This is a genomic window from Mycolicibacterium alvei (genome assembly GCF_010727325.1).
Taxonomy (GTDB): domain Bacteria; phylum Actinomycetota; class Actinomycetes; order Mycobacteriales; family Mycobacteriaceae; genus Mycobacterium; species Mycobacterium alvei.
The window spans coordinates 4,393,647-4,411,788 of record NZ_AP022565.1 but is presented as its reverse complement, the minus strand read 5'-3'; the positions used below and the strand labels follow the sequence as shown (position 1 = coordinate 4,411,788).

Sequence of the window (18,142 nt, the reverse complement as noted above, 5' to 3'; positions counted from 1 at the left end):
CGATCACCAATCGTCATAGTCATCGTCACCATCCCCCGTGTCGTGTTCCAAAGGAGCCGGGACCGCCAGCCCGGTCGCGGTGCCTCCGCCGCCACCGCCCCGTTGGCCGCCGCCCATCATGCCCATGCCGCCGCCCATGCCGCCGCCCGCCGCATTGGCCGCTGCCACCGGAGCGACACCGCCGACCACGGCGGCGCTGGCACCGGGATCGACCGAGACCGGTGCGGTACTGCCACCGCCCACCATCTTGGCCAGCAACGGCGTCTGCGGGCTGCCGCCACCCGAGCCCCCTGGCAGACCCGCGGCCTTGACCATGCCTGCACCACCGCTGGGACCGGAGCCGCCGGCTGCCGGATGGTTCGAGAACGCCGAGAACGGACTGGCCCCACCACCCGTGCCCTTGCCGCCCGAACCCAACATCGAGGTCAGCTGCTGCAGGGGCTGCGACAACTGCTGTAGCGGTTGGGAGAGCTGCTGCGGGATCTGGCCGGCCATCTGCGGGATCTGGCCGAGCATCTGTGGCAGCTGGCTGATCAGCTGCATCATCGAATCGGCACCCTTTTCGGCAGCCTGCTGCGCCTGGGCCGTCGGCGGGGTGCCGACCTGCGGAAGGTTGGCAATCGTGCTCAGGCTGTCCGCCATCTGCGCGGAGGCAGCCGAGACCGTCGCGGTGTTCTGCGCCAACCCCGCCTTGACCCGGCTCTCGATCAGTTGCTGCGCGTTTCCGAAGAACGCCCCCGCTGCTTGGATGATCTCCACTTCGTGCTGAACCTCTTGGGCGGCCGCATTCACGATCGTCTTGGTCTCCGCCACGGTCGCAGCCATTTTCATCAACGCCGTGGAGATGGCCTGCGCCTGTAGGCCATTGGCCTCGTGACCACCGATCATCGTGGTCGCCTCACCCGAGGCAGCCAACGATGCGCCACCTTCCCACGTACCCTGCAGCTTCGAAAGCTGGCTGGTCTGTTGCGGAACGACGGTGCCACTGATCTTGGCGGCGATCTTCTGATACGACGTCGCTGCCGCAGTCAACTGCTCCTCGTCGACACTCGGCCAACCCGGTCCGAGCAATGTCTGCGACCCGTACGGGCTACTGTCGCGTTCCACACCCATGCCGCGGCCCCCCTTCTACGCGTGATGCACATCCGGAGCGAACATTACCGTGTCGCGCAGGGGGGTCGATGCACCTTTATCCGAGGATCAATCCGGAGGTCGGTACGCCGGTGCCCGCGGTGATCAACACGTGCTCGACGCCGTCGACCTGGTTGACCGAGGTACCCCGCAATTGACGCACGCCCTCGGCGATTCCGTTCATCCCGTGGATATAGGCCTCACCGAGCTGACCACCGTGAGTGTTGATCGGGAGCCGGCCACCGAGCTCGATGGCACCGTTGGCAACGAAGTCCTTGGCCTCACCCTTGCCGCAGAAGCCGAGCTCCTCTAGCTGGATCAGCGTGTACGGGGTGAAGTGGTCGTAGAGGATCGCGGTCTGGATGTCGTCGGGCGACAGGCCGCTCTGCTGCCAGAGCTGGCGGCCGACCAGACCCATCTCGGGAAGACCGAGCTCGTCGCGGTAATACGAGTACATCGTGAACTGGTCGGTGCCTGCCCCCTGGGCGGCGGCCTCGATGACCGCCGGCCGGTGCTTGAGATCCTTGGCCCGCTCGGGCGTGGTGACCACGATGGCCACGCCGCCGTCGCTCTCCTGGCAGCAGTCCAGCAACCGCAGCGGCTCGGCGATCCACCGCGAGTTCTGGTGATCCTCGATGGTGATGGGCTTGCCGTAGAAGAATGCCTTCGGGTTGGTCGCGGCGTGCTTGCGGTCGGCCACCGAGACGGCGCCGAAATCGGCACTCGTGGCGCCGTATTCGTGCATGTAGCGCTGAGCGATCATGGCCACCGACGCGGCCGGGGTGCTCAACCCGTGCGGGTAGGACCAGCTGTACTCGACGCCGCGCGAGTCGGCGTTGACGGTCAGGCCGGTCATCACCTGGCCGAACCGGAACTCCGAGCGCTCGTTGAAAGCCCGGTAAGCCACAACGACTTCCGCGACACCGGTAGCGACGGCGAGAGCCGCCTGCTGGACGGTCGCAGCGGCGGCACCGCCGCCGTAGCCGATCTGGCTGAAGAACTTCAGGTCCCCGATCCCGGTCGACCGCGCCACGGCGGTCTCCAGGTTGGAGTCCATCGTGAACGTCACCAGACCGTCGACGTCAGACGGCTTGAGGCCCGCGTCGTCGAGTGCGTCGAGCACGGCCTCGGCGGCCAGCCTCAGCTCACTGCGGCCGGAGTTCTTGGAGAAGTCGGTGGCGCCGATGCCGGCGATCGCGGCTTTACCGGACAGGCTCACTGTGCGCCTCCCAACGTGAGGGTGGACGTGGCGATGACGTGGTTACCGAGGCTGTTGCTGCCCACCACTTTCAGGCTCACCAGGTCGCCCTCGATCTCGGTGACCTCACCGGTGAAGGTGATCGTGTCGTAGGCGTACCAGGGCACTCCGAGGCGGAGCTTGATCGATTTGATGATGGCGTTGGGACCCGCCCAGTCGGTCACGTACCGGCCGACCAGTCCGGTGTCGGTGAGGATGTTGACGAAGATGTCCTTGGAACCCTTGGCCTGGGCCAGGTCCCGGTCGTGGTGCACATCCTGGTAGTCGCGCGTCGCGATGGCGGTGGAGACGATGAACGTCGGGTCGCCGTAGATCTTGAGTTCGGGGAGTGCCGTGCCCACTCGGACGTCGGAAACAGTCACGCTCATGCTTGCGGCTCCCATGCGTACAGCGTCCAAGCCGGACTGATCTCACTGTCCGGGAAGTCGATATAGGTTGCGGTGACCGGCATTCCGATCTTCACCTGATCGGCGTCGATACCCCGCAACTCGCCGAGCATCCGGACGCCTTCCTCGAGTTCCACGAGGGCGATCACGAACGGCAGGCTGCGACCGGGCACCTTCGGCGCATGGTGCACGACATAGCTGAACACAGTGCCCTTGCCCGAGGCGACGAGATAGTCGGCAGGTGCCTCTTTGTCGGCCCACACCGCGGGCACCGGTGGGTGCTGCAACGTGCCGTCGGGGCGACGCTGGATTCGAAGTTCGTGGGCGTTGACGCCGTCCCAGAAGAACTTGGTATCCCGCGACGAGGACGGCCGCATCAGCTTGTCCGGATCGAGATCCTCTGGGATGACTGCGGTTTCGGCAGAGCTCTGCTCAGCCTGCTTGCCGGCCGGGAGGAACTTCATGATGCGCCAGTCCATCTCGGCGACTTCTTCGTCCCCGACATGCCAAGTGATCTTCTGATTGATGAAGTAGCCCTCACCCAGCGCAGTCTGCTTGGGTCCGACGATGCCGACGATCTCAGCGGTCATCACCACCTGCTCGCCGGGCTCGAGGTAGCGGTGATAAGTCTGGTCGCAGTTGGTGGCCACGACGCCCACATACCCGGCGTCGTCGAACAACTTCATCGCACGGCCCAGCGGATCGTCGTCGGACCGGGTGCGGCCCAGGCCCATCATCGTCCACACCTGGATCATCGCCGGCGGCGCCACGATGCCGGGATGTCCTGCAGCTCTTGCCGCCTCCGCGTCGACATAGATCGGGTTCTTGTCGCCGATCGCATCGGTCCAGTGGTGAATCATCGGCTGATTCACCGGATCCCGGGCCACCGTCGGTTCGCTCGTCCCGGACGCGATGATCTGGTCGATCCCGGCCTGCAGATCGCTCACCTGCACCCTCCTCGTCGAAAGTGAAGTTGTTCGCGAGATTCAGTCAATTCTTCGCCATCGAGTTCACACTCGGCGATACCCACAATCACCGAGGCACCCTGGGCACTTTCAGACCCGACGCGGCGATCATCTCGCGCATCACCTCGTTGACTCCACCGCCGAAGGTGATCACCAGGTTGCGCTTGGCCATCTTGTCCAGCCAGACCAGCAGGTCGGCGGTCTCCGGGTCGGCCGGGTTGCCGTACTTGCCGACGATCTCCTCGGCCAGGCGACTGACTTCCTGGATTCGCTCTGTGGAGAAGACCTTGGTGGCAGCCGCGTCGGCCACGGCGATGGTCTCGCCGGATGCCGCGACCTGCCAGTTGAGCAGCTCGTTGATCCGCCAGATCGACTTGATCTGCCCCAGAAGGCGTTTCACGTCGTCCTGCTCGATCGGCGTGACACCGTCCGAACCGGGCTTGGACGCCCAGGCGTGCACCTGGTCGTAGATGCCCGCGACACGACCGGCCGGACCGAGGCCGACACGTTCGTGGTTGAGCTGGGTGGTGATGAGCTTCCAGCCACCGTTCTCCTCACCGACGAGCATGTCGGCAGGCACGTGCACATCGTTGTAGTACGACGCATTGGTGTGATGTGCCCCGTCGGACAGGATGATCGGGGTCCAGGAGTAGCCGGGATCCTTGGTGTCGACGATCAGGATCGAGATGCCCTTGTGCTTGGCAGCTTCGGGATCGGTGCGACAGGCCAGCCAGATGTAGTCGGCGTCATGCGCACCGGTGGTCCACATCTTCTGACCGTTCACGATGTATTCGTCACCATGCCGGACGGCGGTGGTGCGCAGCGAGGCCAGGTCGGTGCCCGCTTCGGGCTCCGAGTAGCCGATCGCGAAATGTACTTCACCGGCGAGGATTCCGGGAAGGAACTTCTTCTTCTGTTCCGCGGTGCCGAGTGCCTGCAGGGTCGGGCCCACGGTCTGCAACGTGACCATCGGCAACGGGATGTCGGCGCGGTTGGCCTCGTTGATGAAGATCTGCTGTTCGACCGGACCGAAGCCCAGGCCGCCGTACTCCTTGGGCCAGCCCACACCGAGCTTGCCGTCACTGCCCATCCGCTTGATCACCGTGCGGTAGGCCTCGTTGTGCCGGTCAGACTCCATCGCCTCGGCCTCTTCGGGCGTGATGAGGGTCGAGAAGTATTCCCGCAGTTCGGCTTGCAGCGAGCGCTGCTCAGCTGTCAGGTCGATGAACATTACGCTCCCACCAAATCGAGGCGATGCGACGGACCACCCAGCAAGCGGGTCAGATCCTTGATCGAGGAGTAGTAGCGGTCCATCGGGTAGGTGATGTCCATACCCATACCGCCGTGCAGGTGATGGCAGAGCCGCATGGCCGGTGCGGCCTGCGAGGTGAGCCAGTAGCCCAGGATGCCCAGGTCCTCATCGGCGTCGAGGCCCTCCGACAGCCGCCACAGGACCGACGTGGACAGCAAAGAGATCGTCCGCGAAGCGATGTAGACCTCGGACAGCTGTGCGGCCACCGTCTGGAAGGTCGAGAGCGGACGGCCGAACTGCTCACGGGTGGCCACATAGTCGGCGGTCAGCCGCAGTGCGCCGGCCACCAGGCCGGCCGCGAACGCCCCGGTGGCGGCCAGTGCCAGCTGGTTGACGCGGTGCGCGGTCGCGCCGTCGAGCACATCGGCGGCGTCGACCGTGACGTCGGCGAACGTGACCACGTACTCATCGGAAGCATTGGAGGTCGGAGTCTTGGTGACGGTCACACCGTCGGCTGCAGGCGAGACCACCAGCACCGCGTTGTCGGCGGTCACCACCAACCACTGCGCGGCCTCGGCGTAGGGCACGCCGATCTTGGTGCCGTTGAGCTTGCCGTCGGCATAGTTGACTGCGGGCCGCTCGGGGAGCGACTGCCCGGGCTCGTTGAGTGCCGCCGAAAGCACCGCACCCGTGGCGACACCGGACAGGTACCGATCCTGCTGGGCGTCGGTGGCCAGGTCGAGCAGCGACACCAGGCCGAGGCCCACCGTGGCCAATGCCGGGCCGGTCGTGCCGTGCCGGCCGATCTCGGTCAGCGCGGTGGACAGCTCGGGCAGTCCCAGACCGTCACCGCCGAGTCGCTCCGGCACTCCCAGCGCCGCGACGCCACCGGAAACCAGTGCGTCCCAAGTGTTGTCACGCTCCAACACAGACGTCACCACGTCGGCGACAGCCTGCTGCTCCGGGTTCGGTGTGAAATCCACCCGAATCCTCCTTGATTCGTTAGGTGATCAGCGGACTCAGGCCTGATTTGCCGGCTCGCCGGCGTGAGCAACCGGGCATTCGCCGGTGAAGTCCACCGGCCAGTGCTTGATGCCGTTGAGCCAGCCCGACTTCAGCCGCTCGGGCTCCCCGATCGGCTTGAGGTCGGGCATGTGATCGGCGATCGCGTTGAAGATCAGGTTGATCGTCAGGCGGGCCAGGTTGGCACCGATGCAATAGTGCGCCCCGGTGCCGCCGAAGCCGACATGCGGGTTGGGATCGCGAAGGATGTCGAAGGTAAACGGATCGTCGAACACGGTCTCGTCGAAGTTCGCCGAGCGGTAGGACATCACCACTCGCTCGCCGGCCTTGATCTTCACACCGGCGATCTCGGTGTCCTCGCTGGCGGTGCGCTGGAAGGCCGACACCGGGGTGGCCCACCGGATGATCTCGTCGACAGCGGTCTTGGGCCGCTCCTTCTTGAACAGCTCCCATTGCTCAGGGTTCTGGGAGAAGGCGATCATGCCGTGGGTGATCGAGTTGCGGCTGGTCTCGTTGCCCGCCACGGCCAGCATGATGACGAAGAAGCCGAACTCGTCGTCGGACAGCTTCTCGCCGTCGATGTCGGCCTCGATCAGCTTGGTGACGATGTCGTCGGTCGGGTTCTTGCCCCGCTCCTCGGCCATCTTCATGGCATACGAGATGAGTTCGAACGAGGACATCGCCGGATCGATATCGGCGTACTCGGGATCGTCGCCGGCGGTCATCTCGTTGGACCAGCGGAACAGCTTGTCGCGGTCGTCCTGGGGCACGCCGAGCAGTTCGGCGATGGCCTGCAGCGGCAGCTCACAGGACACCTGCTCGACGAAGTCGCCGGTGTCCATCGCCGCGGCGGCCTTGGCGATCGCCTGGGCACGCGAATTCAGCTCGTCCTCAAGCCGCGAGAGTGCGCGCGGGGTGAAACCACGGGAGATGATCTTGCGCAGCCGGGTGTGGTGCGGTGCGTCCATGTTGAGCAGGACGGCGCGCTGCAGGTCGACGGCCTCGCGGGTCATCTCCTGGGGCCAGACCGGGATCGCGCCGTTCATCGAGCTGGAGAACACGTCGCTGCGCAGCGAGACGTCCTTGACATCCTCGTGACGGGTGACGAGCCAGTAGCCCTTGTCACCGAAGCCTCCGGTGCCACCGGGCACATCGACCCAGCGGACCGGCTCGGCCTTACGGAGCTCGGCGAGTTCCTTGATCGGCAGGCCCTTGAGGTTGCGCTCGGAATCGAGGAAGTCGAAATCATTGGGGATGTTCGGGCAGCCCATGTGTCTACTCCTAGTGTCTGTAGCACGCTGTACACGTGGCCAGCAGTGCTTGAAACAACGTGGTCTAGTACCAATTGAGACCATTGAAACACGGCTTGACCGCAGATCAAAGGCAGTGTTATATCCGCGCTTGTCAGAGTAATGAAACGTGTTCTAGCCTGACTTCATGGGTAACCCTGTCATCGTCGAAGCCACCCGCAGCCCCATCGGCAAACGCAACGGCTGGTTGTCCGGCCTGCACGCCACCGAGCTCCTCGGGGCCGTCCAGAAGGCCCTCATCGAGAAGGCCGGGATCGACGCCGGAAGCGTCGAGCAACTCATCGGCGGCTGCGTCACCCAGTTCGGCGAGCAGGGCAACAATGTCACGCGGCAGTCCTGGCTGGTTGCCGGACTGCCCGAACACGTCGGCGCCACCACCGTCGACTGCCAGTGCGGCAGCGCCCAGCAGGCCAACCATCTGATTGCCGGGCTGATCGCCACCGGTGCCATCGACATCGGCATCGCCTGCGGCATCGAGGCGATGAGCCGGGTCGGGCTGGGCGCCAACGGCGGCGGCGCCCGCGCCGCGTCCTGGGACATCGACCTGCCCAACCAGTTCGAGGCCGCCGAGCGCATCGCCAAGCGCCGTGGCATCACCCGCGCTGACGTCGACGCGCTCGGCTTCGCTTCGCAGGCCAAGGCCAAGCAGGCCTGGGCCGAAGGCCGTTTCGACCGGGAGATCTCGCCGATCGACGCGCCGGTCATCGACGAGAACAAGCAGCCGACCGCCGACTGGAACACGGTCAGCCGCGACCAGGGCCTGCGCGATACCACCGTCGAGGGCCTGGCCTCGCTGAAGCCCGTCATCGAAGGGGGTATCCACACCGCCGGTACGTCCTCGCAGATCTCCGACGGCGCCGCCGCGGTGCTGTGGATGGACGAGGATAAGGCGAAGGCGCTCGGCCTCAAGCCGCGCGCCCGGATCATCAGCCAGGCCAACGTCGGCGCCGAGACCTACTACCACCTCGACGGCCCGGTGCAGTCCACCGCGAAGGTCCTCGAGAAGGCCGGGATGAAGATGGGCGACATCGACCTGGTCGAGATCAACGAGGCGTTCGCCTCGGTGGTGCTGTCCTGGGCCCAGGTGCACGGTGCCGACATGGACAAGGTGAACGTCAACGGCGGCGCCATCGCCCTGGGCCACCCGGTCGGATCGACCGGCGCCCGGCTGATCACCACGGCGTTGCACGAGTTGGAGCGCAGCGATAAGAGCACGGCACTGATCACCATGTGCGCCGGCGGCGCGCTGTCGACCGGCACGATCATCGAGCGCATCTAGTGCCGGTCTCGGACGCGGACCGGATCGCTGCCGCACAGTCCTACATCGATGCGCTGGTCACCCACCAGGCCGACGACGTGCCGTTCACCCCGGACTGCATCCGTATCGAGATGGGGCTGAAGACCGGTCGTTCCGGAGATCACCTGCGCCGCAGCCTGAACAACGGCCCGCAGTTCAAGTTGATCGAGAAGACGACGGAGCCGGAGTTCAGCGTCGACGGCGACAACATCCGCGCCAAGTTCGACGTGCTGACCAAGCCACGGCTGTTCGGATGGCGGGTCTGCTCGCACGTCGACGAGACGTTCCTGATCCCCGCGTCGGACGGAAAGATCCATCACATCCGCGCGTCGCTGACCCCGTTCCTCAGCCGTTAAGGTCCATCGCATGGCCAACACCCCTCGCCCGCTCAACGCCAAACAGGTCGAACGGCTCAACGCGAAATCGACCGGCACTGCAATCAAGTGGATGTCACGCGCCCAGACCTGGATCTTCAAGAAGACGGGCGGGCGGTTCGGTGACAAGTTCCTGCGCGGCGCCGAGGTCGGCATCTTGACCACGATCGGGCGCAAGTCGGGCGAGGAACGCGACAGCCCGCTGCTTTTCCTGCAGGAGGACGAGCGCATCGTGCTGGTCGCCTCGCAGGGCGGGCGGGCCACCAATCCGATGTGGTACCTGAACCTGGTGGCCAATCCCCGGGTGAGGTTCCAGACCAAGCGTCAGACGCTGGAGCTCACCGCACGCGACGCCACCGACGCCGAGCGCGACGTGTACTGGCCCAAGCTGGACGCCATGTATGCCGACTTCGTGAACTACCGGTCCTACACCGACCGCAAGATCCCGATCGTGATCTGCGACCCGGCCTGAGCACCCCCTGACCGCAGACTGCGCCCCCCGACATTGTCCGGGGGCGCTGTCTGTTGTGCGGATATGCGGGAAACACCAGTTACGCAACTCGCGGTAGCAGAATTGACGAGTGAACAGATTCTGAATTATGTTCTGTGAGCCCGCACACAGTGAATGTTAGGTGAGCGGCAAGCCACACACTCGTGAACCGATGGAGACCCGATGCAACGACCCACGCGACGCCGGGCTGCTGGTGCCGCCGCAACCACCCTGACGGCGTGTTCTTTGTTCGCCGCAGCCACCCTGCCTGCCGCCGCGATGACCGTGACGTTCATCCGGCACGCCGAGTCGCAGGGCAATGCGTCCGGTTACATCGACACCAGTACCCCGGGACCGCACCTGACCAATGACCAGGTGAACCAGAACGGCGGCGTGACCGGCCAACAGCAGGCGCTGGACTGGGCCAATGCTCAGTGCCCGACCGCGCAGTGCACCAAGTACGACGCGCTCTACGCCTCGACCATGATTCGCACCCAGGAGACCGCGGCGCCGTTCGCCGCCAAGCGCGGGTTGCCGGTCACGATCCTGGGTGCGTTCGACCCGGACAACCCGCAGCGGAACTCCGGCGTGCAGGAGATCAGTGCCGGCATCTTCGAGGGCGTCCCCGAAGGTGACGGCATCGGCCGCATCGGCTACATCCTCGCGCCGTTGGCGTGGACCATGGGCCTGCAGTTCGTCTCGGTCCCCGGCGGTGAGAACGGCCTGGAGTTCAACGAGCGCGTGACGAATGCACTCGCCGACGTGGAGTCAGGCACCACGGACACCAATGGTGACGGCGAGGTCGACGCCGCGGTGTTCTCTCACGGCGCCACCATCATGATGTGGACGATGATGAACGTCGACAACCCGAACCTGATGCTGTTCGCGCAGCATCAGTTGAACAACACCGACACGGTCGTCGTGGAGAAGAATGCCGACGGCAGTTGGACCCTCAAGGAATGGGCCGGCGAAGAGGTCGGAGCAGCCAACTACCCCACCCAGATGTTCGTCAACGTCCGAGATCTGATCGTCGCGCCGCAGAAGGCCGTCTACAACATGCGCATCCCGGTCTTGTCGCTCGACGCCGAGGGCATCGTCACCACCGGGGCGCAGGGTGTCCAGGATGTCGCGCAGGCCGGGGTCAAGTTCGTCACGGACTCGGTGACCGACACCGTCAACGCGATCACCGGCATCCCCGGTTCGATCGGCCAGTCGACGTCGCAGGTATCGAAGCTCAGCACCCAGAAGACCGTCAACGCGAGCAGCGCCCCGGCAGTGGCCGAACTCGCCGACGACACCAAGGCGGAGGTCGAGACGACCGCCGATTCGGTCAAGGCCACGATCACCACGGCCCGCACGACAAACGGCGCCACCAAGTTGACCGATGGCAACAAGGCCGAGCCGGGTAAGGCTGTCTCCGCGGTTCGCGACCGGGTTAACCGTGCCGCGAACGACGTGCGGGGCGAGGTCGAGTCCTCAGCCAGGCAAGCCCGCGAGACCGTCAAGAAGCTCACCAGCGCCGCCAAGGCCGGCAAGGCGGACAAGTCCGACGACAGCAAGCCCAAGCAGAAGGCCAAGGACGCCGCGTGAAATAGGTAGTAGCGCAACGTAATACCAACCGGGTCGGTCCCCCTCCTCGCCCGAGGAGGGGGACTGACCCGTATCTGCACTCCATCGATCCGGCGGGTAGCAGAGGCAGGACTCCTGTCAAATTCCTTCCCGCACGATGGGATAACTGCTCGCCTTAACAGCGAACAGTCAGACAATTCATCTGGCCGGTCAGCGAACCCTCACCGGCAGGTCGCGTGAAATCCGTACATCCACGATGGAGGAAGCACATGAATCGCCGCGGGGATGGCGCGCCGGCGTCACGATATCGAAGCCTTCTAGGGGGTGTCGCCCTGGCATTCCTCGCGTTTTGCATGGCGATGCCCGTCGCCCATGCCGCCGAGGTCATGCGCGTGACGTTCATCCGTCACGGCGAGTCGGCGGGCAACGCCTCCGGCCTGATCGACACGACGACACCCGGTCCGGTGCTCACCGAGAAGGGCCAGCAGCAGGCCCGTGACATCGCCGCCAAGCTGGGCGACAACAACTACGATGGCATCTATGCGTCGACGATGGTGCGGACCCAGCTGACCGCGGCGCCCATGTCGCAGTACCTGGGCATGCCGATCCAGGTGCTACCCGGCATCCAGGAGATCCCGGCCGGCGTCTTCGAGGGCACGCCGGAGTCCGGGGCTCAGAGCGGATACGGGCTGTACCCGATCGGGTGGACCTTCCCGGGTGTCATCCCCCAGATTCCGGTGGAGTATTTCAACAAGGGCACCTTCATGCCGGGCACCACCGAGAACGGGTACTCGTTCGACGCGAGGGTCGACGGTGCGCTGCAGACCATTTACGACAACGGCGATCGAAATGCCGTGGTGTTCTCGCACGGCGGCACCATCATGTTCTGGACGATGATGAACGTTAAAAACCTCACCGTGATGGAGAAGCTCCAGCTGCTGCAGTCCGCTCAGTTGGATAACACCGATTACGTGGTCATCGAGGGCAACAACGAGGACGGCTGGACCCTGGTGAACTGGAACGGCCAGCAGTTCAGCCCTGAACCGACCTTCGAGCACGAGGTAGGCCTTCAGCTTCGGACGTTGTCGCGCCAGTTGACTGCCGCCTCTGATCAGGTCAAGGCGGCCTTCCAGACCGGCGACATCACGAAGATCGCGACCGCGATCAGCCACAGTGTGGCCGACGCATCCTTCTCGGTGATCAAGTTCAACCGGGCGATCAACGCACAGATCATCAAGCGGGTCCTCCCCCCGGCGCAGACCGCCACCGACCAACTGCAGGAGAAGGTCTCCACCGAGGTGGAGAACATGAAGACCGCGGTTGACACCAACGTGGTCTCGCGTCGTCTCGCGTCGGCACCGGAGGCATCGGCTCCGGAGGCATCTCCGGCGTCCGCACCTGCGGGATCGAACGAAAAGGTCTCAGCCGCAGAGGAACCGGCGGCCGCTGCGTCGGTCGCCGACAGCGGAGCGAAGGCGAAGCTCAAGGCCGCTGTCGACAACATCGTCAAGCCTCGTGGTGCGACCAATCTGTCCGACGGCAACAAGGCTGTACCGGGCGTCACGAAGTCGCTCAGCCGAAACGGCGAACGGGTCAAGACCGCGGTCGAGGATGCCCAGGACCAGGTGTCGTCGTCGATCAAGAAGTTCGGCGATGCCGTCAAGAAGGCCACCGGCCAGCCGAGCAAGTCGGCCGGTGACAAGGGCGATGCCGGCAGCGACACCGCCAGCAACAAGGACGCCGCCTAAACCGTCAGAAAACGCTCAGGCCCCCGAAATCCATGGATTTCGGGGGCCTTTGCGCGTCCTCGTGGGAAAAAGGTCAGGCGCCGTAGACCGGAACCGCGGGGCGGGCCTTGGCCAGCAGGTCGGTGACGACCGGGCCCAGCTCGGCGGGATCCCACTTGGCGCCCTTGTCGATCTGCGGTCCGTGCGCCCAACCCTCGGCGACGCGGATCTTGCCGCCCTCGATCTCGAACGTCTTGCCGGTGACGTCACGCGACTCGACGCTGCCCAGCCACACCACCAGCGGGGAGATGTTCTCGGCGGCCATGGCGTCGAAGGCATCGTCCTGGGTGGCCATCATGTCGGCGAACACCGTCTCGGTCATCCGGGTCCGGGCCGAGGGCGCAATGGCATTCGCGGTGACGCCGTAGCGGCCCATCTCGGCGGCGGCCACCAGGGTCAGCGCGGCGATACCGGCCTTGGAGGCGCTGTAGGTGGCCTGGCCGACGCTGCCCTGCAGACCGGCGCCGGAGCTGGTGTTGATGATGCGCGCATCAACGGTCTCGCCGGCCTTGGACTTGGCCCGCCAGTACGCGGCGGCATGCTTCATGGTGGCGAAGTGCCCCTTGAGGTGCACGGCGGTGACGGCGTCGAATTCTTCTTCGGTGGCGTTGGCGAACATCCGGTCGCGCACGATGCCGGCATTGTTGACGAGAACGTGAAGGTCGCCAAAACTATCTATGGCGTTCTGGATCAGCGCTTCGGCCTGCGCCCAGTCCGCGACGTTGGAACCGTTGGCGACGGCTTCGCCTCCCGCGGCGACGATCTCGTCGACCACGTTCTGCGCCGCGCTGCCGCCGCCGGCGGGCGAACCATCCAAGCCGACCCCGATGTCGTTGACCACGACGCGGGCCCCTTCGGCGGCGAACGCGAGCGCGTGCTCACGTCCGATACCGCCACCGGCACCCGTCACGATGACCACCCGGCCGTCGAGCAATCCCATAGCTGTTCTCCTTATTTGTTGGCGCTTGAGGCGTCGAGGTAGTTCGGCGGTTCGCCACCGCCATGCACCTGCAGCGCCGCCCCACTGATGTAGGACGCGGCGCCAGAGGCCAAAAATGCTGCGGCCCAACCGATATCGGCAGGTTTGGCCAGCCGGCCCAGCGGAACGGTGGCGGCCACCGCGGCCACCGACTCGGCGTCGCCGTAGAACAGCTCGGACTGCTCGGTCTCGACCATGCCGACCACCACGGAGTTCACCCGAACCCTGGGCGCCCATTCGACGGCCAGTGTGGTGGTCAGGTTGTCGATACCGGCCTTGGCCGCGCCATAGGCCGCGGTGCCCGGAGTCGGGCGGTGTCCGCTCACGCTGGAGATGTTGACGATCGCGCCGCCGGTGTCCTGCTTCTGCATCACCGCATTGGCATGGGTGGACACCGACAGCGCGCCCAGCAGGTTGAGCTCGATGATCTTGGTGCTGAACTTCGCCGACGCATCCGCGGCGAGCACGTAGGGAGAGCCGCCCGCGTTGTTCACCACGACATCCAGCCGGCCGTGCTTGGCGACGACCGCGTCGATCATGGCAGCCACCGAGTCGTCATCGCGGATATCGCAGCTGTGGAATTCGTAGGGCAGTCCCTCGACCGGACGGCGTGCGCAGGTCACCACGGTGGCGCCCTGACCGGCGAAAACCGCGCTGATTCCAGCGCCGACTCCGCGCACCCCGCCGGTCACCAGGACCACCTTGCCGGTCAAACCCAAATTGATGGCACCAGCTTCTGGCGTATCGGTCACTGTGCTAGCGTACCAAGCAAGTGCTTGCTTAGGTAGCGACCCCTTCAGGAAGTGGATTGATGACGATCACCACCAAGACAGTCGAGCCGGGCATCGTCTCGGTCACCGTCAACTACCCGCCCGTCAACGCCATCCCGTCGGCCGGCTGGTTCGAACTCGGCGATGCGATCACCGCGGCCGGGCGCGACAAGAGCACCCATGTGGTGATCCTGCGTGCCGAGGGACGCGGCTTCAACGCCGGCGTGGACATCAAGGAGATGCAGAACACCGAGGGCTTCGGCGCGCTGATCGACGCCAACCGCGGCTGCTACCACGCGTTCAAATCCGTGTACGAGTGCGAGGTTCCCGTCGTCGCAGCCGTCAACGGCTTCTGCGTCGGCGGCGGGATCGGCCTGGTCGGCAACGCCGATGTGATCGTTGCCTCCGATGACGCCAAGTTCGGCCTCCCAGAGGTCGAGCGCGGCGCACTCGGTGCCGCCACCCACTTGTCCCGCCTGGTCCCCCAGCACCTGATGCGCCGGCTGTTCTTCACCGCCGCAACCGTTCCCGCCGAGACGCTGCACCACTTCGGTTCGGTGCACGAGGTCGTTCCGCGTGAGGATCTCGACGAGTCGGCACTGCGGGTGGCCCGCGATATCGCCAGCAAGGACACCCGGGTGATCCGCGCCGCCAAGGAGGCGCTGAACTTCATCGACGTGCAGCCCGTCAACGCGCGGTACCGCATGGAGCAGGGTTTCACCTTCGAACTCAACTTGTCCGGTGTGTCCGACGAACACCGCGACGCGTTCGCCGGAACCGAGAAGGGATCCAAGGCATGACAGATAAAAGGACAACGCTCGACGAGGCGGTCGCCTCGATCGAAAGCGGTATGACGATCGGCCTCGGCGGCTGGGGCTCTCGGCGCAAGCCGATGGCCTTCGTCCGCGCCCTGCTGCGCACCGACGTCAAGGACCTGACCGTGGTCACCTACGGCGGTCCCGATCTGGGCCTGCTGTGCTCGGCCGGCAAGGTCAAGCGCGCCTACTACGGCTTCGTGTCGCTGGACTCGCCGCCGTTCTACGACCCGTGGTTCGCCAAGGCCCGCACCACCGGTGCGATCGAGGCCCGTGAGATGGACGAGGGCATGCTGCGCTGCGGCCTGCAGGCTGCCGCCCAGCGGCTGCCATTCCTGCCGATCCGGGCCGGTCTCGGTACCGACGTCCGCACATTCTGGGGCGACGAGCTCAAGACCGTGAAGTCCCCATACCCCACCGACGGTGCCTACGAAGAACTCGTCGCGATGCCTGCGCTGAACCTCGACGCGGCGTTCGTGCACATGAATCTCGGTGACGCCAAGGGTAATGCGGCCTACACCGGCATCGACCCGTACTTCGATGACCTGTTCCTCATGTCGGCACAGCGCCGCTTCCTGTCCGTGGAGCGCGTGGTGTCCACCGAGGAGCTGGTCAAAGCCGTTCCGACGCAGGCCCTGCTGATCAACCGGATGATGGTTGATTCCGTGGTCGAGGCTCCGGGCGGTGCGCACTTCACCACCAACGAGCCCGATTACCGGCGCGACGAGAAGTTCCAGCGCCACTACGCCGAGGCCGCCGGTTCCGACGAGACCTGGGCCGAGTTCGTCAAGACGTACCTGTCCGGTAGCGAAGCCGATTACCAGGCCGCGGTCCGTGCGTTCAAGACTGCTCAGGAGGAAAACAAGTGATTGCCGTGACCCGTGCCGAGGTGTGCGCCGTCGCCTGCGCCGAGCTGTTCCGCGACGCCGGCGAGATCATGGCCAGCCCGATGACCACCGTGGTCCAGATCGGTGCCCGACTGGCCCGGCTGACCTTCTCCCCCGACATCGTGCTGACCGACGGTGAGGCCCGCATCATGGCCGACACTCCGGCCATGGGCGCGCCGTTCGCCGTCGAGGGCTGGATGCCGTTCAACCGGGTCTTCGAGACCCTGGCCTGGGGCAAGCGCCATGTGGTGATGGGCGCCAACCAGATCGACCGCTACGGCAACCAGAACCTGTCGGCCTTCGGCCCTATCCAGCACCCGACCCGGCAGATGTTCGGGGTCCGCGGCGCGCCCGGAAACAGCATCAACCACGCCACGAGCTACTTCGTCGGCAACCACACCAAGCGGGTGTTCTGCGACTCGGTGGACATCGTCTCCGGAATCGGTTGGGACAAGATCGATCCGGAGAACCCGGCCTACCGGTTCGCCAACGTCTACCGCGTGGTGTCCAACCTGGGCGTGTTCGACTTCAACGGCCCCGACCACCAGATGCGTGCGCTGTCGCTGCACCCCGGCGTCGAAGCCGGCCAGGTCGCCGAGAACACCTCCTTCGAGGTGCACGGCCTTGAGCAGGCCGAGACCACCCGGCTGGCCACCGACGAGGAGCTCAGGCTCCTGCGCAAGGTCATCGATCCGAAGTCGCTGCGCGACAAAGAGGTCAAGGGCTAGAAGATGGGCAAGCTCAAGACTCCGCTGACCGAACTGGTCGGCATCGAGCATCCCGTCGTGCAGACCGGGATGGGCTGGGTGGCCGGTGCCCGACTGGTCGCCGCAACCTCCAACGCCGGCGGGCTCGGCATCCTGGCGTCGGCGACCATGACGCTCGAGGAACTGCAGACCGCCGTCACCAAGGTCAAGGCCGCCACCGACAAACCCTTCGGCATCAACATGCGTGCCGACGCGGGCGATGCCGGTGATCGTGTCGACCTCCTGATCCGCGAAGGAGTCAAAGTCGCCTCCTTCGCTCTAGCTCCCAAGCCCGAGCTGATCGCCAAGCTGAAAGATGCCGGCGTCGTGGTGATCCCATCGGTGGGTGCGGCCAAGCACGCCAAGAAGGTGGCCGGCTGGGGTGCCGACGCGGTGATCGTGCAGGGCGGGGAGGGCGGTGGCCACACCGGTCCGGTCGCCACCACGCTGCTGTTGCCCTCGGTGCTCGATGCGGTCAAGGACACCGGCATGCCGGTGATCGCCGCCGGCGGCTTCTTCGACGGCCGTGGTCTGGCCGCCGCGCTGTCGTACGGCGCCGCTGGAGTGGCCATGGGGACCCGGTTCCTGCTCACATCCGACTCGACCGTGCCCGACGCCGTCAAGCAGCGCTACCTGCACGCCGCGCTGGACGGCACCGTGGTATCCACCCGGGTCGACGGCATGCCGCACCGGGTGCTACGCACCGGGCTGGTGGAGAAGCTGGAAAGCGGTTCGCGGGCACGCGGATTCGCCGCTGCGATCGGCAACGCCCAGAAGTTCAAGAAGCTTTCGGGGATGAGCTGGCCCTCGATGATCAAGGACGGCCTGGCCATGCGGCACGGCAAGGAACTCACCTGGTCACAGGTCGTTATGGCGGCCAACACCCCGATGCTGCTCAAAGCCGGTCTGGTGGAAGGTAATACCGACGCCGGCGTGCTGGCCTCGGGACAGGTTGCGGGCATCATCGACGATCTGCCGTCGTGCGCCGAACTGGTGCAGAAGATCGTCGACGACGCCGTCGCACATCTGCAGTCGGCGTCGGCCTACATCCAGTAGCCTCGCTCCGCCGCGCAGACGCAAAATCGCCCTTTTCGCATCGGAAA

The 18,142-nt window shown here is 65.5% G+C and carries 18 protein-coding genes; 9 read left to right on the top strand and 9 right to left on the bottom strand.

The window, feature by feature from the left end; translation table 11 throughout:
- Nucleotides 1–3: 3 nt before the first annotated feature.
- The 7 genes from G6N44_RS21100 to G6N44_RS21070 form a co-directional block, all read right to left on the bottom strand.
- On the bottom strand, nt 4–1,113 hold the full coding sequence (locus G6N44_RS21100; RefSeq protein WP_163667180.1) for a hypothetical protein: 1,110 nt from the start codon (nt 1,111–1,113) through the stop codon (nt 4–6).
- A gap of 76 nt (nt 1,114–1,189) precedes the next feature.
- A complete protein-coding gene (locus tag G6N44_RS21095) occupies nt 1,190–2,344 on the bottom strand; it encodes a 17-hydroxy-3-oxo-4-pregnene-20-carboxyl-CoA lyase (protein ID WP_179964596.1) in 1,155 nt (384 codons plus the stop codon).
- A 2-nt stretch (nt 2,345–2,346) separates the two neighbouring features.
- Entirely contained in the window at nt 2,347–2,757 is a 411-nt protein-coding gene (locus tag G6N44_RS21090; RefSeq protein ID WP_235682830.1) for a MaoC family dehydratase, read from the bottom strand.
- Nucleotides 2,754–3,722: a bifunctional MaoC family dehydratase N-terminal/OB-fold nucleic acid binding domain-containing protein gene (locus G6N44_RS21085; protein ID WP_179964425.1), complete on the bottom strand. Its 969-nt coding sequence runs from the start codon at nt 3,720–3,722 to the stop codon at nt 2,754–2,756. The genes G6N44_RS21090 and G6N44_RS21085 overlap by 4 nt, the downstream gene beginning before the upstream one ends.
- Before the next feature lie 85 nt (nt 3,723–3,807).
- The gene (gene fadE29 / locus G6N44_RS21080) at nt 3,808–4,971 is read right to left on the bottom strand and encodes an acyl-CoA dehydrogenase FadE29 (protein WP_163667168.1); all 1,164 of its coding nucleotides are present in this window, start codon (nt 4,969–4,971) and stop codon (nt 3,808–3,810) included.
- Nucleotides 4,971–5,975, bottom strand: coding sequence for an acyl-CoA dehydrogenase family protein (locus G6N44_RS21075; RefSeq protein ID WP_163667165.1), 1,005 nt, complete (start codon nt 5,973–5,975; stop codon nt 4,971–4,973). The genes fadE29 and G6N44_RS21075 overlap by 1 nt, the downstream gene beginning before the upstream one ends.
- Before the next feature lie 36 nt (nt 5,976–6,011).
- On the bottom strand, nt 6,012–7,286 hold the full coding sequence (locus G6N44_RS21070; RefSeq protein WP_163667162.1) for a cytochrome P450: 1,275 nt from the start codon (nt 7,284–7,286) through the stop codon (nt 6,012–6,014).
- Between the two features lie 166 nt (nt 7,287–7,452).
- On the opposite strand from G6N44_RS21070, the gene G6N44_RS21065 reads away from it, so the two are divergent.
- The 5 genes from G6N44_RS21065 to G6N44_RS21045 all read left to right on the top strand — a co-directional run bounded on the left by G6N44_RS21065 (nt 7,453) and on the right by G6N44_RS21045 (nt 12,803).
- Nucleotides 7,453–8,604 (top strand): steroid 3-ketoacyl-CoA thiolase, encoded by a 1,152-nt coding sequence (locus G6N44_RS21065; protein WP_163667158.1) that lies wholly within the window; start codon nt 7,453–7,455, stop codon nt 8,602–8,604.
- On the top strand, nt 8,604–8,978 hold the full coding sequence (locus tag G6N44_RS21060; protein ID WP_163667155.1) for a DUF8021 domain-containing protein: 375 nt from the start codon (nt 8,604–8,606) through the stop codon (nt 8,976–8,978). Before G6N44_RS21065 ends, G6N44_RS21060 begins: the two co-directional genes overlap by 1 nt.
- Before the next feature lie 10 nt (nt 8,979–8,988).
- Nucleotides 8,989–9,468 (top strand): nitroreductase family deazaflavin-dependent oxidoreductase, encoded by a 480-nt coding sequence (locus G6N44_RS21055; protein WP_163667152.1) that lies wholly within the window; start codon nt 8,989–8,991, stop codon nt 9,466–9,468.
- A gap of 201 nt (nt 9,469–9,669) precedes the next feature.
- Nucleotides 9,670–11,076: a histidine phosphatase family protein gene (locus G6N44_RS21050; RefSeq protein ID WP_163667149.1), complete on the top strand. Its 1,407-nt coding sequence runs from the start codon at nt 9,670–9,672 to the stop codon at nt 11,074–11,076.
- A 332-nt stretch (nt 11,077–11,408) separates the two neighbouring features.
- Entirely contained in the window at nt 11,409–12,803 is a 1,395-nt protein-coding gene (locus G6N44_RS21045; RefSeq protein WP_235682829.1) for a histidine phosphatase family protein, read from the top strand.
- Nucleotides 12,804–12,876: 73 nt separating this feature from the next.
- Here G6N44_RS21045 and G6N44_RS21040 read toward each other — a convergent pair whose 3' ends face one another.
- Nucleotides 12,877–13,782 (bottom strand): SDR family oxidoreductase, encoded by a 906-nt coding sequence (locus G6N44_RS21040; RefSeq protein ID WP_163667143.1) that lies wholly within the window; start codon nt 13,780–13,782, stop codon nt 12,877–12,879.
- A gap of 11 nt (nt 13,783–13,793) precedes the next feature.
- Nucleotides 13,794–14,573, bottom strand: a complete 780-nt coding sequence (locus tag G6N44_RS21035) for an SDR family oxidoreductase (RefSeq protein ID WP_163667140.1) — start codon at nt 14,571–14,573, stop codon at nt 13,794–13,796.
- A 59-nt stretch (nt 14,574–14,632) separates the two neighbouring features.
- On the opposite strand from G6N44_RS21035, the gene echA20 reads away from it, so the two are divergent.
- From echA20 to ipdC, 4 genes are read left to right on the top strand one after another with little or no spacing between them, the layout of a single operon-like run.
- Nucleotides 14,633–15,391 (top strand): (7aS)-7a-methyl-1,5-dioxo-2,3,5,6,7,7a-hexahydro-1H-indene-carboxyl-CoA hydrolase, encoded by a 759-nt coding sequence (gene echA20 / locus G6N44_RS21030; RefSeq protein WP_163667137.1) that lies wholly within the window; start codon nt 14,633–14,635, stop codon nt 15,389–15,391.
- The gene (gene ipdA / locus G6N44_RS21025) at nt 15,388–16,275 is read left to right on the top strand and encodes a cholesterol ring-cleaving hydrolase subunit IpdA (protein WP_163667134.1); all 888 of its coding nucleotides are present in this window, start codon (nt 15,388–15,390) and stop codon (nt 16,273–16,275) included. Before echA20 ends, ipdA begins: the two co-directional genes overlap by 4 nt.
- Nucleotides 16,272–17,021: a cholesterol ring-cleaving hydrolase subunit IpdB gene (ipdB, locus tag G6N44_RS21020; RefSeq protein WP_163667131.1), complete on the top strand. Its 750-nt coding sequence runs from the start codon at nt 16,272–16,274 to the stop codon at nt 17,019–17,021. Before ipdA ends, ipdB begins: the two co-directional genes overlap by 4 nt.
- Before the next feature lie 3 nt (nt 17,022–17,024).
- Nucleotides 17,025–18,095, top strand: coding sequence for a (3aS,4S,5R,7aS)-5-hydroxy-7a-methyl-1-oxo-octahydro-1H-indene-4-carboxyl-CoA dehydrogenase (gene ipdC, locus G6N44_RS21015; RefSeq protein WP_163667129.1), 1,071 nt, complete (start codon nt 17,025–17,027; stop codon nt 18,093–18,095).
- Nucleotides 18,096–18,142: the final 47 nt, after the last annotated feature.

Bases quoted from the DNA above. Each gene is read 5' to 3' on its own strand.
- G6N44_RS21100 (WP_163667180.1), bottom strand. From the start codon at position 1,113: ATGGGTGTGGAACGCGACAGTAGCCCGTACGGGTCGCAGACATTGCTC.
- G6N44_RS21090 (WP_235682830.1), bottom strand. From the start codon at position 2,757: ATGAGCGTGACTGTTTCCGACGTCCGAGTGGGCACGGCACTCCCCGAA.
- fadE29 (WP_163667168.1), bottom strand. From the start codon at position 4,971: ATGTTCATCGACCTGACAGCTGAGCAGCGCTCGCTGCAAGCCGAACTG.
- G6N44_RS21070 (WP_163667162.1), bottom strand. From the start codon at position 7,286: ATGGGCTGCCCGAACATCCCCAATGATTTCGACTTCCTCGATTCCGAG.
- G6N44_RS21065 (WP_163667158.1), top strand. From the start codon at position 7,453: ATGGGTAACCCTGTCATCGTCGAAGCCACCCGCAGCCCCATCGGCAAA.
- G6N44_RS21055 (WP_163667152.1), top strand. From the start codon at position 8,989: ATGGCCAACACCCCTCGCCCGCTCAACGCCAAACAGGTCGAACGGCTC.
- G6N44_RS21050 (WP_163667149.1), top strand. From the start codon at position 9,670: ATGCAACGACCCACGCGACGCCGGGCTGCTGGTGCCGCCGCAACCACC.
- G6N44_RS21045 (WP_235682829.1), top strand. From the start codon at position 11,409: ATGGCGATGCCCGTCGCCCATGCCGCCGAGGTCATGCGCGTGACGTTC.
- G6N44_RS21040 (WP_163667143.1), bottom strand. From the start codon at position 13,782: ATGGGATTGCTCGACGGCCGGGTGGTCATCGTGACGGGTGCCGGTGGC.
- echA20 (WP_163667137.1), top strand. From the start codon at position 14,633: ATGACGATCACCACCAAGACAGTCGAGCCGGGCATCGTCTCGGTCACC.
- ipdA (WP_163667134.1), top strand. From the start codon at position 15,388: ATGACAGATAAAAGGACAACGCTCGACGAGGCGGTCGCCTCGATCGAA.
- ipdC (WP_163667129.1), top strand. From the start codon at position 17,025: ATGGGCAAGCTCAAGACTCCGCTGACCGAACTGGTCGGCATCGAGCAT.